Raw genomic sequence first — 15319 nt, forward strand, 5'->3', positions numbered from 1 at the left:
ACTAATATCTGTAACATCTGTATTTTACAAAATATATCTAACAATTTGGGATATTAATTCAACAGTCTTTATTATCTTTTTTATGATTAAGGCTTTTGTTTTATAAATTTGTTATATTTAACTATATATAATTAATTTTTTTAAGCATGAATATTGTAAATATCATTAGATTAAATGTATTTCATTATGTTATTGTTCATGATCCTCAGTTTAAGTGGTTATCTCATTGCATAAAGGTCACTATTATTTTCACTATAAGTGCGAGTTTTGTATTTTTCTATCATAATAATCACTCAATTTGGTTTATGATATTAGCAACTTTCCTTTGTGATACTAGCTTAAAGTTTGAAGAAAAAGACAAAAAAAAGATAGTTATAATTTCAGGTGCTATAATTTCTTTCGTGATATTTTCTCAAACTTTAGTTAATCAATATATACCTTTCAATTCGATTTATATGTTTGCGGTTATTTTTTTCGGGATATATGCTATTCGCTTAGATATGAGGTATTTTATACCAGGCTTATATACGGCAATTTTTGTTATTTTAACTTTTTCTATGCATACTAATTCTTTATATGATGCATATATGCGGACTGTATTTTCTGTTTTAGGTATTTTACTTGCTTATATTGTTTATTTTTATTTACCAATTGATTTCAATCACTATGTAATAAAATTAAATATTAAAAAAAGTATTATTGATTTATCAGACCTTTGTAAGTCTTGTGCAACACATAATAATGATGAGTTTAAAAGGCTTAGAATTTCAACCTGGAATATTGTAACCATAATAATAGATTTAGCGAAAAGTACTAAAGAAAAATCTTTGGAAGAAGAGCTTAAAAAATATAGTCAAAAGCTAATAGAAATGAGGCGTTTATTTTTATTGCTTTATCAATGTAGAGAGATTGATAACAAATTAGGTAAAGATATCGATTTTTTTTGTCAGGAATTATCTAAACAAATAGAAAATGCTAATAATTTAGAGCAACAAATAAAAAGTCTTGAGATAAATAAAGACCTTCCAGAGTATATAAAAGAAATATTGGTATTAGTTAATAATGGATGTTTTGACATAATTAAATCTATAAAAGCTATACAAAGGTTTGAATATGGTAAATAGAAAGAAAATAAGTTGGGTATGTTGGAGATCTATTCGGGTAACCTTATCTTGTATAATAGTCTTTTGTATTGTGACGTATTTTAGATTACCTTTTGGATCATGGGCATTAATAACCGTATTATTAGTGTCTCAATTTGATTTCGGTAGTTCCGTAGAAAGAGCAGTGCACAGATTTTCTGGTACTGTGCTTGGTAGTTTAACCGGAGTAATTATAGGGACGTATGGTGCAAACATTCATGAAATCTATATATTAACGCTTCCTTTATGGTTCTTTTTGACTTGGTATCTTTCTATTATGACATATGCGGTATCTATGTTTTTTGTGATGCTTTTTTTAACTGGAATTTTATTCTTTTTAACAAATGTTACAGGGATGTCGGTTGATCAGATGTTATATTATAGAATTTTAGATATTAGTATAGGAGTTTCTGTCGCTATAATTGTAGAGGCACTTTTTTCTAAAGCTCGAAATCACAATACATTTGCTAATGATTGTTCAATTCAGGAGAAACAATTAAGGGCGCTTATTCTTTCTGTTACAAAAGTTTTTGAAAAGTCTCCAATTAAGCATGATCAAATTGTTTTTGATTTACACATGATTGTTCAATTAAGAGTAGAGACAAGAAAAAAAATAGCATTAACTCGATTTGAGCCAAATATATTTAAATATAGAACACAAAAGCTTAAGGTTTTTTTTGAAAAGCAAAGGCAAACATTAGATATTTTAAGTAGTTTGTTGATACTACTAGAAATTAAAAAAAAGGGTTCAGAATATAACCTTAAAGTAAAGCAAAAGCTTGAAAACATAAGCAATATGGAGATAGATCAGTTAAATATTGAGTTAAAGATGATTTTACAAGAATATATAAAGTAACTTTGCTATTCATTGTTATTATGAACAAACACTTGTTGAGAGGTTTAATTCTTGTTAGAATATACGGCGAAGTTTAATTGTTAAACTTGATAAAATAATAACTATAACAAAATAATTAAAAGGAAGTGAGACAATGTCAAGAATATCATCTTTACAAGACCCGTTCTTAAATGCGTTAAGAAAAGAAAAAGTAAGCGTATCAGTTTATCTTGTAAACGGGATCAAACTACAAGGTCAAGTGGAAGCTTTTGACCAATTCTGTATCGTACTTAGAAATACTGTAAATCAAATGGTTTATAAGCATGCTATTTCAACTATCGTACCAGCTAAAAGTGTAAGAATGGTTTATAGCTCTTTTAATCCATATCATCAAAACTCAAATGAAGATCAAGATGAAAATGTATCTGATGTTCATTCTGATGATCTTGAAGTTCAAGAAAATGAAGGAAATACTAACGAGTAATAAACTCAATTATATTTTTAATTTAAATTATCTTATATATTTATTTCTAATATAATCTAATCTTTTAAAATATCTATTATATTGTTTGTATCATATCCTGACGCAACGATAATTAGCTGATATACTATTGTAATAATATTTATGTTCATCAGGAGCAAACTAAATTAAATGGAATTTTTCCAGTCTTATGAGGCCGGTAGTAAGTGCCTACTTGTAAATATAAACTTTAAATATCGCCGTGAACTTAATGCAGATTTGGCTGAGCTTGAAGGTTTAGTTCTAGCTGCTGATAAAGTCGTTTTAGAAAGTCTTGATTTTAATCATCCAGAGCCTGATATTAAGTATTTCTGTGGTATGGGTAAAATGGAGATGATCAAGAATAAGCGAGATGAAATAAATGCGGATCTAGTTGTTTTTAATCATCCTTTAAGCCCATCGCAAGAGCGTAATATAGAGAAGCTTCTTGAGTGTAAGATTATGGATAGAACCAGATTGATTCTAGAGATATTCTCATTACGAGCTAAGACTCATGAAGGAAAGCTTCAAGTTGAACTTGCTCAATTAAATTACCAATCAACACGCTTAGTAAAAGGTTGGACTCACTTAGAAAGACAAAAGGGTGGTATTGGTGTAAGAGGTGGACCTGGTGAAACTCAGCTTGAGATTGATAGACGTTTAATTAGACAAAGAATTAAACAGATTACTCAGAAGCTTGAAAGAGTAAAACATCATCGTGATCTAAGTAGATCCTCACGTAAGAAAAATAACATACCTACAATTTCATTTGTAGGATATACAAATGCAGGGAAATCTACTTTGTTTAATAAGATCACAGATGCTCATGTTTTAGCAAAAGATCAACTTTTTGCAACTTTAGATCCAACATTGCGTAAAGTGATAGTACCTAAGTTAGGAGAGGTGATATTTTCTGATACTGTTGGCTTTATTAAAAATTTACCACATGACTTGGTAGAGGCATTTCATGCAACTTTAGAGGAGGCTATTGAATCAGATCTTTTAGTGCATGTTGTCGATTATGCTGATGAAGATTATAAAAGCTATATTGAACAAGTTGAAAAAGTTCTAAAAGAAATTGGTATAGCAGATAAAGAGATGATCTGTGTGTACAATAAAATTGATAAATTGGAAGATATTAAACCAAGTCTTGTTCAATTAGATGATTCAGGTGATAGCGTTGTTGCTATAGTATATCTATCAGCTCAAACAGGAGATGGCATAGAAGAATTCTATGAAGCATTAGCTACATTCTTTAATAAATCATGGATAAAAGGGGTTCTAGAATTACCACCTAAGTATTCAAAAGTTAGAGCTATGATGTATGAGCTAGGAGTGGTTGATAGTGAAGATACCTCTGAGCAAGGTAATTATTTATTAGATATAAAAATATCTGAGGATGATTTTGAGAAATTTAGTAGAGACTTTGATTTAGATTTAGAGCAGTTCTTTGTAAAAATCTAGAACTAGCTTAGAGGTTGATTATGTGGATATAGTATTTATTTTGAGAAAGGATAATCTATTTTGACCAACTCGGTTGTTGATTTAATCTTACTACCATTTTTTAAGTATGTCGTATTACTAGCTTGGACTAATCCAATATTTTTACAATAAATAGTTTTTGATAAAGATTTAATTCCACTACTCGATGAGGATGACGCATACTGTTTTATACAGTTTTTGTATATATTTTTATTAATCTCTATAGATTTAACTTTACTATATTTATCTGTTTCTTGATATTTTATATTACCTTTTTTTGTCTTTATATTTGATTCACTTTTTATAGGTTTATCAAAATCTAGCTTTTTAGGTAAGTAAATTCCAGCACTATATTTAAAATTAGAATTTGAAATATCTTCAATAGACTTAACGCCTTTATCTGTGGATGTTATCTTATCTGAAGCATAAAGTATATTATTTTTATTAAGTCTATTAAAGCTAACTTTTTCTATACAGTTTTTCTGGCTATTCTGACAATTTACAATATATACAATTAATTTATAGCTTATATTATCTTTGCCAGATTTAGCATTTAACATATATGTATATTTAGATCCAATTTTAGATGGTACATAATCCCAACCATCAATATCTTTAGTAAAACCCAAATTAAAACATAGAATCAGTAATATATAGAATAATATTTTTTTCATATAATTAAGATCCTTCCATAGTTCATTATATAAGTTATTTATTAGAGTATTCAGGAAGCTCTATTTGATCATTAAAAATTCCAGCACCAATAAATTTAGATACAACAGGTGTTGAGGATATTTTGACTGTTATTGTAGATAAGTATTTTTCTATAATTTCATCTGATGCTGCTAAAGATAAGTTTGAAAGTCCAACTGTTTGTTTTCTATTTATTATATCTTTTAACTTATTTTGCCATTCTTCGAAAGCTATTTTATAGTTACCTTTAGCCTTATATAATTCACCAGCTAAGACATATGCTTCAACTATTGCAAATATACTTCCTAATCCCATTAGAATAGAAGGGCAAGAGGAAGCATCTCCAACTAATGCAACTTTACCTTTATACCAATTATCCATTTTTACTTGGCTTACTTTATCAAAATAAATATATTCAACATTATCTAGTCTAGCGAGTATATCTGGTGTTTCCCATTTATTATCTTTAAATACAGAGAGTAAGAGTTGTTTTTTTTCTTCTAGAGTCGTTGGGATTTTTTGAACTAAACTTGAGTCCATAGTCAACATAATTAAAGTCTCTTGCTCATCTAAGCAAACTCTAGCAACTTGCTTATCATCACCAACGCTAATTGCATAAGTAAATTTTTCATAATGATTATAATCATTTAAAGAAAATGCTGCTATATATTTGTTTAGATCATATTCTTCATATTCAGATTTATCAAAAACTAACGAACGTATATAAGAATGTAGACCATCTGCTCCTATAACAAGATCAAAGTCTTCTTTAGTATTATTTGAAAGATGGACAGTTATACCATTTTCGTTTTCTTCTATATTATCAATAGAAGTACCAAATCTTATATCAATTCCTTTACAAGCATCATAAATAACTTTTGAAATATCTCCACGTTTAACACTCAAAAACTCGCCGTAGTTCTCTTTGATAAGCGAAGATATATTTACCTTTGAAGATCTTCTACCGTTCTCATCAAAACAATGGATGTGCTTTATTTCATAAGATTCTTGTTTTAATTGTTCAAGAAGTCCCATTTTTTCCATTATTTCACATGCATGTCCCCAAAAGTCAACTAAGTGTCCTCCAGATTTAAATTTAGGCGATTTTTCAAAAATCACAGGTTCAAAACCATATTCTCTAAGCCACCACGCTAAAGTAGGCCCTGCTATACCAATTCCATTTATCGCGATTCTCATATCCTTTCCTTAAAAAAATTAGTCTCACTTTAGATTTTAGAACTATATTTTTAGTTATTCAATATTACAGATATAAGCATTTATTAATTATTTACAGATAGTGCAAAAAATATAGAAATTTTTATATATAATAGATACTTTATAAGCGTAAAGATACTATTATAAAGTTATAGGAATACTAATTTATGATTAAAAAGCTAAAGCAGAAATGGTTCTGGAGTAAAAATTCAGAGCAAGGTCCTCCAGATCTAGAAGAAATGATAAAAAGATTTTTTGGTAAGAAGAAAAAGAGTAATGATGATAAGGATGAAAGTATTTATTCAAAAAATGCTAATAAAAATAATCCAATTTTTGAAAATCCTCCTATTAAAAAAATAGCGGCTATTGTTGTAGCAATTATAATTGTTGCTTGGGTAGGTTTTGGATTTTATGTTGTGCAGCCTGCAGAACAAGCAGCAGTGCTTAGATTCGGTAAATTTACAAAAATGGTACAGCCAGGGCTACATTGGTATCCAATAGGGATAGATTCTGTTGAGAAAGAAAATGTCCAAGAATTAAAGACAATTTCTTTAAATAGAGATATGCTAACTTCTGAAGAAAATATTGTGCATGTTTCTTTTACGGTACAGTATCGTATTTCTAATTTAGAAGATTATTTATTTGCAAATACAGATCCATCTCAATTATTACAGCAGTCATTAGAGAGTGCTGTTAGACAGGTTATTGGGCATAGTAATTTATCAGATATTTTAACAACACAAAGAGCATCTATAGCGGGTAAAGTTAGAGAGGAAATGGAAGCTTTATTAAAAGAGTATAAATCTGGTATATATATAAGCGATGTAATTATGCAACCTGCACAAGCTCCGGATGCTGTTAAAGATGCATTTGATGATGTTATAAAAGCAAAAGAAGATCAAGCTAGAGTACAGAATGAGGCTGAATCTTATGCAAATAGAGTTATTCCTGTTGCTCAAGGTAAAGCTCAAAGAATTGTTGACCAAGCAAATGCTTATAAGCAAGAAATAGTGCTACAAGCTCAAGGTGAGGTAGCCGAATTTGAGCAGTTATTACCAATATACAAAAAATCTCCAGATATTATTATGAATCAGATGTATTTTAATACTATCTCAGATGTTCTACAGCATAATAAGGTCTTTATAATAGATGGCGATGGAGCAAAAAATATTTTTTATGGATTAAACAACACTCAAAAACAAGCATTACTATCTAATACACAAGGAGGTAACTAAGATGAGTAAATTTTTGAAGATAATCTTAGTGCTTGTGATTATTGCGGTACTATTGGTTGTAAGTAGTAAGTTTATAGTAAAACAAGGTACAGAGTCAGTTATTCTAAGATTAGGTGAAATTGTCAAAAAAGATGGTAAAGTTATTGAATATAAGCCAGGTATTCATGTAAAAATTCCATTTTTAGATACTGTTAAAAACTATGATATGAGAAATAGAGTTTTAACAACAGACTCATCTCGTGTGGTTACAAAAGAGAAAAAAGATGTTTTAATAAATGCTTATGTTGTTTGGAAGATAAATGATATTTCTAAATTCTTTACTAGTACAAGTGGTCAAGTTTTTAGAGCTGAAACTTTATTAAAACAGTTTTTAGAGTCATCATTAAGGGCAGAGGTTGGTAAGAATGACATCCAAAGTCTAGTTAATAATGATCGTGATAAACTAATGATAGCCTTAACAAGAGATGTCGCTGCTCAAGCTAAAGAAATTGGTATATCTATTGTAGATGTTAGAGTTAATCAAATTGATTTACCTGATACAATCACAGAATCAATATATCAAAGAATGAAATCTTCTAGACATAAAGAAGCTTCGCGCATAAGAGCTGAAGGTGAAAGAGCTGCAGAAAAAACGAAAGCTGCAGCAGATGCAAAAGTAACAGTAACAATGGCTGAAGCAGAAAAGCAATCAAAAATTATTAGAGCTCAAGCAGATGCTAAGGCTGCTAAGATATTTACAGAAACTTATTCTAGCTCAGTTCCTTTATATGAGTTCTTAAAAAGTATGAATTCGTATAAGAAGAGCTTTGATGGTAATAATCAAGTTGTCTTTATGCTTAAGCCTGATAGTAAGTTCTTTCAAGGTTTTAAATTAGCGCCAAATAGCCAACTTGCAGAAGATATGAAAAAGGCTAAATAAGTTATGAGTAAAGTGAAAGTCCTTTTTGTATGCAAAGGTAATATTTGTAGATCTCCAACAGCTCATGGAATTTTTAGAGATATCGTTAGAGAGAATAATCTTCAAAATATTATCTCTGTAGCATCTTGTGGTACTAGCTCACGTATGTGGGGGCATGAAGGAGATGGTGCCGATATGAGGGCACTAGAGATGGCAAAAAAATATGATTGTGATCTTTCTGATCAGAGATCACAACAATTAGAAGAGTCAGACTTTTTTAAATTTGATTATATAGTTGCTATGGATCAAGAAAATATAGTCACGATGAAGCAGATGTTTCCAAAAGCTGATTTTTCAAAAGTGTCTAGAATGCTTGAATACGCATCAACAATCTCTATAAAAGATGTACCTGACCCATATTATGAAAATAACTTTGAGAAAGTTTTTTTGATGATCCATACGGCTTGTCATGAACTTTTTGAAAAAATAAAAATAGAGCACAAATTATGAACTATCGTAACGCAAAATATATAATGGGTGCTGCAAAGGTTTCTCAGCTTCCAGAAGATACTGGTGTTGAAGTAGCTTTTGCAGGCAGATCAAATGCTGGTAAGTCTAGCGCACTAAATACACTAACTGACCATAAAGGTCTTGCTAGGGTAAGTAAAACACCAGGAAGAACTCAGTTAATTAATTTATTTGATCTTGGAGATAATAAGCGCTTAGTCGACTTACCTGGTTATGGTTATGCAAAAGTATCTGAAGCTATTAAAAAACAGTGGCAAAGTGAGATGGAGAATTATTTAACATCCCGCCAGTGTTTAGGTGGGATAGTTCTTTTAGTAGATTCTCGTCATGATTTAAAAGAGTTTGACTCTTTAATGATTGAAATGGCAATATCATTTAAACTAAATTTACATATACTTCTTACTAAAGCTGATAAATTAAATAATAAGGAAAGAGCTCAAGCAAATAGAATGATTGAAAGTTTCTTAAAAACATTTGTTTCGACAGATAAAATTTCTTATCAATTATTTTCTTCATTAAGCAAAATGGGTTTAGATAAATTAAAAGAGAAACTAGATTCTTGGTATCAATAAAATATTTATTATACGGTAAACTTCTTATTAGATGTTTTTTTGAATAATATCTGCTTTGAATGCTTTTTTAAGAAGAAATAAAAAATAGCATAAACACCTTATTTAATTATCAATTAAAATGTTTTAGTATAAGATAAGTTTTTATAAATCTATAATTAAATTTACGAGGTAATTCTATAGAATGTACAAAATATTAAATTTTTATACTAAGGAAGAGGTTTCTACAGATAATTTTGTTTTTGCGGGAGAAAATGAGCCTTGGGAGATCCAAATGGATATTGACAAGGTAAGTAAAAAAATTAATAAAGATTATTTTACTCAAGCTTCTCCTTGTTTATCTAAATATATACCTTTTATGCCAATAAAAGATCCTTCAAGTTTCGTCTCTTTAAGAGAGGCGCCAACGCCACTATTAAAGAGTAAAATTATAGGTAAAGAATTAGGAATTAATCTATACTTTAAAGTTGAAGGTAAGAATCCTACGGGATCATTTAAAGACAGAGGCTCTGCGGTAGATATTACAGTTGCTAAAGAACTAGGTGCGAAAGGTATAGTTCTAGCATCAACAGGTAACATGGCAGCATCTTGTGCTTGTTACGCAGCTGCTGCAAAAATGCCTTGTTTTATTATTGTGCCAGAAGGTGTTGCAACTTCTAAGTTAGCTCAAGTAATGTCATATGGTGGTAAGATAGTTCAGGTAAAAGGTAGTTATAATGATGCTGCAAAGTTGGCTTTTGATATTGCAAAATCCAAAGATTTTTTCCTTGCGGGTGATTATGCTTTTCGTGTCGAAGGGCAAAAAACTGCTGCCTTTGAGTTAATAGACCAATTGCTTTTCCAAGTACCTGATGAAGTAATAGTACCAATTGGTTGTGGTACTAATATGACTGCTTATTATAAAGGTTTCTCTGAATATAAAGAGCTAGGCTTTATCAATTCTTTACCTAAGCTTACAGGTGTTCAATCCACAGGTGCAGATACTCTAGCTAGAGCATATCAAAAAAATCAAAATAGAGTTGAACCTTTAAAAGCAGCTAATACAATTGCTACAGCGATAGCTGTGCCATATCCTATAGATGGTGATAAAGCTATAGATGCTATCTATAGTACTGGTGGAGAGTCAACAGCTGTTACGGATATGAAAATGCTTGAAGCACAATATCTTTTATCTACTAAAGAAGGACTCTTTGTCGAATTAGCTTCAGCATCGACTATTGCTCACTTACTTCAAAAGTATAAAGAAGGCAAGCTTCAAAAGGGTAGTACAGTAGTTTGTGTTTTATCTGGTGATGGGCTTAAAGATCCAAATGTAGTACTTAAGTCAGCTATTCAGCCACCAATTATTTATCCAACAGAAAATGATTTTGATAGACTTTACAATAGCCATTTTTTTGATAATAAAACAATGTTGTTTATCGAGCAGAGTCAGGTGATTTTTAATAGTCTGCCGACACTTGAAGAAGTAAAGAAAACATTAGGAGATCTGTTTGGAGCTAACTATGATGAAGCATTTTTAACTAAAGTTAGAGAATTGATTGAAAGATTCTTAGTTAAAGGTAAGTCAATCAATGTTTCGGATATCCAAGATATTATCCAAGATGCTACAGAGATGGCAGATGCTGTTAGTAAAAATATTCTTGATGTTCAGTCATTTAAAGTTAGCGTTGAACTTGATCAAAAATCTGTTGCGGAAGTTACTGTTAAAGTAGCAGATCAACTGTATTTTGCTTCAAGCTCAGGTGTGGGTCCTGTTGATGCTGTTTTGAATGCTCTATGTAGAGCATGTCCTAGTGATATTGTTTATAACCTAACTGATTATAAAGTTAAGATACGTGGACAGGGTGCTGATGCTGTTGTTTATGTTGAAATGAGCTTAGAAAAAGAAGGTATAAAGAGTATTGGTAAAGCAGTATCTCCCGATATAATACAGGCTTCAGTAGAAGCATTTATTGATGCATATAATATTGCTTATGCATAAGCAATATCTAAGGTAATAAATTATGAAAAAAACATTAAATAAATATAGTAGTCGTCTTACAGAAGATAAATCTCAAGGTGCTTCTCAAGCTATGCTTTATGGAACAGGCATGGATGATAATGATATGCATAAACCACAGATTGGTATTGCTAGCGTATGGTATGAAGGTAATACATGTAATATGCATTTAAATCAATTAGCACAGTTTGTGAAAAATAGTGTTGAGAAAGAGAGTTTAAAAGGAATGAGATTTAATACTATCGGAGTTAGCGATGGTATTTCAATGGGTACAGATGGTATGAGTTACTCTTTGCAATCTAGAGATCTAATAGCAGATTCTATAGAGACTGTAATGTCAGCTCATTGGTATGACGGATTAGTTTCTATTCCTGGTTGTGATAAGAATATGCCAGGCTGTATGATGGCTTTAGGTAGGCTTAATAGACCTGGGTTTGTCATTTATGGTGGTACAATTCAGGCTGGAGTTATGCGTGGTAAGCCAATTGATATAGTTACAGCTTTCCAAAGTTATGGCGCATGCTTATCTGGTCAAATTACAGAAGAAGAGCGTCAAGAAACCATCAAAAAAGCATGTCCAGGCGCTGGTGCTTGTGGAGGTATGTATACTGCAAACACTATGGCATGTGCTATTGAAGCTTTGGGTATGAGTCTACCATATAGCTCATCTACTCCTGCTACATCTAAAGAAAAAGTTCAAGAGTGTGATAAGGCTGGTGAAACTATTAGAAATCTTTTAGAGCTAGATATTAAGCCTAGAGATATTATGACTCGTAAGGCCTTTGAAAATGCTATGGTGTTGATCACTGTTATGGGTGGATCTACAAATGCCGTACTTCATTTACTTGCAATAGCAAGCTCAGTAGGAGTTGATCTTAATATAGATGATTTCCAAGAAATAGCTGATAAAACTCCAGTATTAGCAGATTTTAAACCAAGTGGTAAGTATGTAATGGCTGATTTACATGCTGTTGGTGGTACTCCAGCTGTAATGAAAATGTTACTAAAAGAAGGTATGCTTCATGGTGATTGTTTAACTGTAACAGGTAAAACTTTAGCTGAAAACTTAGAAAATGTAGCAGACCTTTCTGATGATGGTAGAATTATTCAAAGCTTAAATAATCCTATTAAGAAAACTGGACACTTACAGATTTTAAAAGGTAATGTAGCTCCTGAAGGATCTGTTGCTAAAATCACTGGTAAAGAGGGCGAAATCTTTAAAGGTGTAGCGAATGTATTTGATTCGGAAGAGGAGATGGTTGCTGCAGTTGAACGAGGAAAGGTTAAAAAAGGTGATGTAATCGTTATCCGTTATGAAGGTCCTAAGGGTGGTCCTGGTATGCCAGAGATGCTTAAGCCGACTTCCTTAATAATGGGTGCTGGGCTTGGTCAAGATGTTGCTTTGATTACAGATGGTCGTTTTTCTGGTGGCTCTCATGGTTTTATCGTAGGTCATATTGCTCCTGAGGCTTTTGAAGGAGGAATGTTAGCTCTAATTGAAAATGGAGATAGGATAACTATTGATGCTATCAATAATGTTATTGATGTCGATTTATCAGATCAAGAGATCGCAGAAAGAAAATCTAAATGGCAACAGCCAGCAGAAAAGGCATCTAGAGGAACACTTAAAAAATATATAAAAACAGTATCATCAGCATCTACAGGTTGTGTTACTGATTTAGATTAAGCTTTTTATCTAAAGTTTCTTATTTACTATAAAAAAACCAATAAAATAAATTTTTTCTATTTAAATATGGCGTATACGTGATTATAATTGATCAGATATCTAGAATAAAATTACTAGATAATTTGAATTAATAATATTAAATGTATAAAGGAGAGTGCTAAAGTATGAAAATAACTGGCTCTCAGGCCATAGTAAAGTCGCTTCAAGCAGAAGGCGTAGATTGTATATTCGGATATCCTGGTGGAGCTATTATGCCCACTTATGATGCTCTTCATGAATCAAAAGATAAAATCCATCATGTTTTAGTTAGACACGAGCAAGGTGCTGTTCATGCTGCAGTAGGTTATGCAAGGGCTACTGAAAAGGTTGGTGTTGCTATTGCAACATCTGGTCCAGGAGCAACAAATCTTATTACAGGTATAGCTGATGCACAGATAGATTCTGTTCCTATAGTGTGTATTACTGGTCAAGTTTTTAGTCCATTATTAGGTACAGATGCTTTCCAAGAGGCTGATATCATAGGAATGTCTGTAGCAGCAACTAAATGGAATTATCAAGTAACAGATCCTAATGAAATTCCAGAGGTTTTTAAAAAAGCTTTCGAAATCGCTTCAAATGGAAGACCAGGTGCAGTACTGATAGATGTTACAAAAGATGCACAAGTCGGTTTGATGGATTATGAGGATGCTGTAGGTGATAAATTTGGTAAATGGTTACATAAGCCAATTATCAATATGGATGATATCCTTAAAGCATCTGAATATATAAATAATGCCAAAAAACCTATTATTATAACTGGTCATGGTGTAATGCTATCTGGAGCAGAAGAGGAAGTATTAAAGGTTGCTGAAAAAGGTGATATACCTGTTGTTAGCACTTTATTAGGCTTATCTGCATTTCCATACAATCATCAGCTTTATAAGGGAATGCTGGGTATGCATGGTAATTATGCGGCAAATGTACTTTGTAACGAAGCTGATGTAGTAATTGCTGTTGGAATGAGATTTGATGATAGGGTTACTGGGGATCTTGGTCATTATTTACCGAATGCAAAGATTATACATATCGAAATAGATCCATCTGAAATTAATAAAAATGTCAAAGCAGATATTGGAATTAATGCAGATGCTAAAGAAGCATTGACTTGTTTGTTACCATATATTGCGAAAAGCTCTCATAAAGAATGGCATGATTTATTTGCTTCTGAACATCAAAAAGAAGTTAAAGCTATTATTGAAAATGAAACTAACCCAGCCTCTGGTAAAATTAAGATGGCGGAGGTTATAGGTCAATTATCTAAAGCAACAAATGGTAGAGCAATTATTGTATCTGACGTTGGTCAACATCAGATGATTACTGCGAGATACTATCAGTTCTTAGAGACAAACTCTCATATTAGTTCTGGTGGTTTAGGAACTATGGGATTTGCTTTACCAGCTGCTATTGGTGCAAAAATGGGTGTTCAAGATAGAAGAACAGTTGTTGCTGTAATAGGTGATGGTGGCTTCCAAATGAATATTCAAGAACTAGCGGTATTAAATCAAGAAGGAATAAATGTAAAAATTTTGATTCTAAATAATTCTTTCTTAGGAATGGTACGTCAGTGGCAAGAGCTATTTTTTGAAAGTAGATATTCTTATACACAGATATCTTCACCTGATTTTGTCAAAGTAGCTGAAGCATATGGTATAGAAGCAGAAAGAGTAGAAGAAAGAAAAGATCTTAAAGATGCTTTAGCTAGATTTCTTAACTCAGATAGTTCATACTTACTTGAGGTAATGGTGGAAAATCAGGAAAATGTTTTCCCGATGGTACCTGCTGGTGAATCGATTAGTAATACTAAATTAGGAATAGAGGAGTAGCGCTATGAATGAAAATATATACTTTATAACAATGAATACTGAAAATACCCTTTGCGTGCTACAAAGAATTTCTTCTATTCTTTCACGTAATCGTATAAATATAGAACAATTAACTGTTTTTGAAACAGCAAATAAAGGAATTTCTCATTTTAATCTTGTTGTTCATGGAACTCAGGAAAAAATTGAAAAGATAGTTAAAAAACTTGCAAATGTAATAGAAGTAATAGATATAAATATTACTAATTGTCTGCCTATGCAAGGAGCTGTGATTAGTGAAATTCCTCAGAATGCAAAAACAATAAATAATAGAAAAGCAGCTTGAAATTAAATTTCTAATAAATACTTCAAATATAATTTTTCTAAAATAAAATAAGTAAAGTTTATGACTTTTTTAAATAATATTCATTTTTAGAGGTTAAATTATGATCAATTTTAAAAGATTCTTCTAGCGCAGAAGTAGAGTTAGATTTCTTTAAGCCTGATATTTTTGATATCGAAGAATTTTCAGATTATAAAACTAATATACCTCATATGATGCCTAATAAAGATATGTTTAAAGCATTTATGAATAAGTATAAGTTAGATTCAACTATATTACTAAGACTGTTGAATAAATCTTTCAATTTCTATGAATAGGAATATTTTTGCTATTTTTAGTAAAAACTTAGCCTTAAA

General features: G+C 31.1%; 14 protein-coding genes and 1 pseudogene. 13 read left to right on the forward strand and 2 right to left on the reverse strand.

All coding sequences use genetic code 11. From position 1 onward, the window contains the following. The first annotated feature begins 146 nt into the window (after positions 1–146). From R8535_RS09440 to hflX, 4 genes are all read left to right on the forward strand, one after another. Positions 147–1124: a hypothetical protein gene (locus tag R8535_RS09440; RefSeq protein WP_329498700.1), complete on the forward strand. Its 978-nt coding sequence runs from the start codon at positions 147–149 to the stop codon at positions 1122–1124. Further along, the gene (locus R8535_RS09445; RefSeq protein WP_329498698.1) at positions 1114–1998 is read left to right on the forward strand and encodes an FUSC family protein; all 885 of its coding nucleotides are present in this window, start codon (positions 1114–1116) and stop codon (positions 1996–1998) included. The genes R8535_RS09440 and R8535_RS09445 overlap by 11 nt, the downstream gene beginning before the upstream one ends. A 133-nt stretch (positions 1999–2131) precedes the next feature. Further along, entirely contained in the window at positions 2132–2461 is a 330-nt protein-coding gene (gene hfq, locus R8535_RS09450) for an RNA chaperone Hfq (RefSeq protein ID WP_329498696.1), read from the forward strand. Positions 2462–2629: 168 nt separating this feature from the next. Beyond that, on the forward strand, positions 2630–3940 hold the full coding sequence (gene hflX, locus R8535_RS09455; protein WP_329498695.1) for a ribosome rescue GTPase HflX: 1311 nt from the start codon (positions 2630–2632) through the stop codon (positions 3938–3940). Between the two features lie 35 nt (positions 3941–3975). Here the strand turns inward: hflX and R8535_RS09460 are convergent, their stop codons facing one another. Together R8535_RS09460 and R8535_RS09465 are read right to left on the reverse strand one after the other, a co-directional pair. Then, positions 3976–4632, reverse strand: a complete 657-nt coding sequence (locus R8535_RS09460; protein WP_329498693.1) for a hypothetical protein — start codon at positions 4630–4632, stop codon at positions 3976–3978. A gap of 34 nt (positions 4633–4666) precedes the next feature. Continuing rightward, the gene (locus tag R8535_RS09465) at positions 4667–5848 is read right to left on the reverse strand and encodes an FAD-binding domain (protein WP_329498691.1); all 1182 of its coding nucleotides are present in this window, start codon (positions 5846–5848) and stop codon (positions 4667–4669) included. A gap of 185 nt (positions 5849–6033) precedes the next feature. Between R8535_RS09465 and hflK the strand changes: the two genes are divergently transcribed. The 9 genes and pseudogenes from hflK (at position 6034) to R8535_RS09510 (ending at position 14966) form a co-directional block, all read left to right on the forward strand. Beyond that, positions 6034–7101 carry an FtsH protease activity modulator HflK gene (gene hflK / locus R8535_RS09470; protein ID WP_329498689.1) on the forward strand — a complete coding sequence of 356 codons (1068 nt, stop codon included), beginning with the start codon at positions 6034–6036 and terminating at the stop codon, positions 7099–7101. A 1-nt stretch (position 7102) separates the two neighbouring features. Further along, positions 7103–8020, forward strand: coding sequence for a protease modulator HflC (gene hflC, locus R8535_RS09475; RefSeq protein ID WP_329498687.1), 918 nt, complete (start codon positions 7103–7105; stop codon positions 8018–8020). A 3-nt stretch (positions 8021–8023) separates the two neighbouring features. Continuing rightward, complete coding sequence (locus tag R8535_RS09480; RefSeq protein ID WP_329498685.1) at positions 8024–8509, forward strand: low molecular weight protein-tyrosine-phosphatase; 486 nt, start codon at positions 8024–8026, stop codon at positions 8507–8509. Next, entirely contained in the window at positions 8506–9099 is a 594-nt protein-coding gene (gene yihA / locus R8535_RS09485; protein ID WP_329498683.1) for a ribosome biogenesis GTP-binding protein YihA/YsxC, read from the forward strand. The genes R8535_RS09480 and yihA overlap by 4 nt, the downstream gene beginning before the upstream one ends. Before the next feature lie 355 nt (positions 9100–9454). Then, positions 9455–10348: pseudogene (gene thrC / locus R8535_RS09490) on the forward strand (threonine synthase); the annotation flags it as partial. Positions 10349–10504: 156 nt separating this feature from the next. Next, complete coding sequence (locus tag R8535_RS09495) at positions 10505–11077, forward strand: alpha-isopropylmalate synthase regulatory domain-containing protein (protein WP_442902177.1); 573 nt, start codon at positions 10505–10507, stop codon at positions 11075–11077. Positions 11078–11099: 22 nt separating this feature from the next. Next, positions 11100–12782: a dihydroxy-acid dehydratase gene (gene ilvD, locus R8535_RS09500; protein WP_329498681.1), complete on the forward strand. Its 1683-nt coding sequence runs from the start codon at positions 11100–11102 to the stop codon at positions 12780–12782. A gap of 164 nt (positions 12783–12946) precedes the next feature. Continuing rightward, the gene (ilvB, locus tag R8535_RS09505; RefSeq protein ID WP_329498679.1) at positions 12947–14644 is read left to right on the forward strand and encodes a biosynthetic-type acetolactate synthase large subunit; all 1698 of its coding nucleotides are present in this window, start codon (positions 12947–12949) and stop codon (positions 14642–14644) included. Positions 14645–14648: 4 nt separating this feature from the next. Beyond that, entirely contained in the window at positions 14649–14966 is a 318-nt protein-coding gene (locus R8535_RS09510) for an acetolactate synthase small subunit (RefSeq protein ID WP_329498677.1), read from the forward strand. Positions 14967–15319: the final 353 nt, after the last annotated feature.

Origin of the sequence: Francisella sp. 19S2-4 (assembly GCF_036281795.1) — a bacterium.
Taxonomy (GTDB): Bacteria; Pseudomonadota; Gammaproteobacteria; order Francisellales; family Francisellaceae; genus Francisella.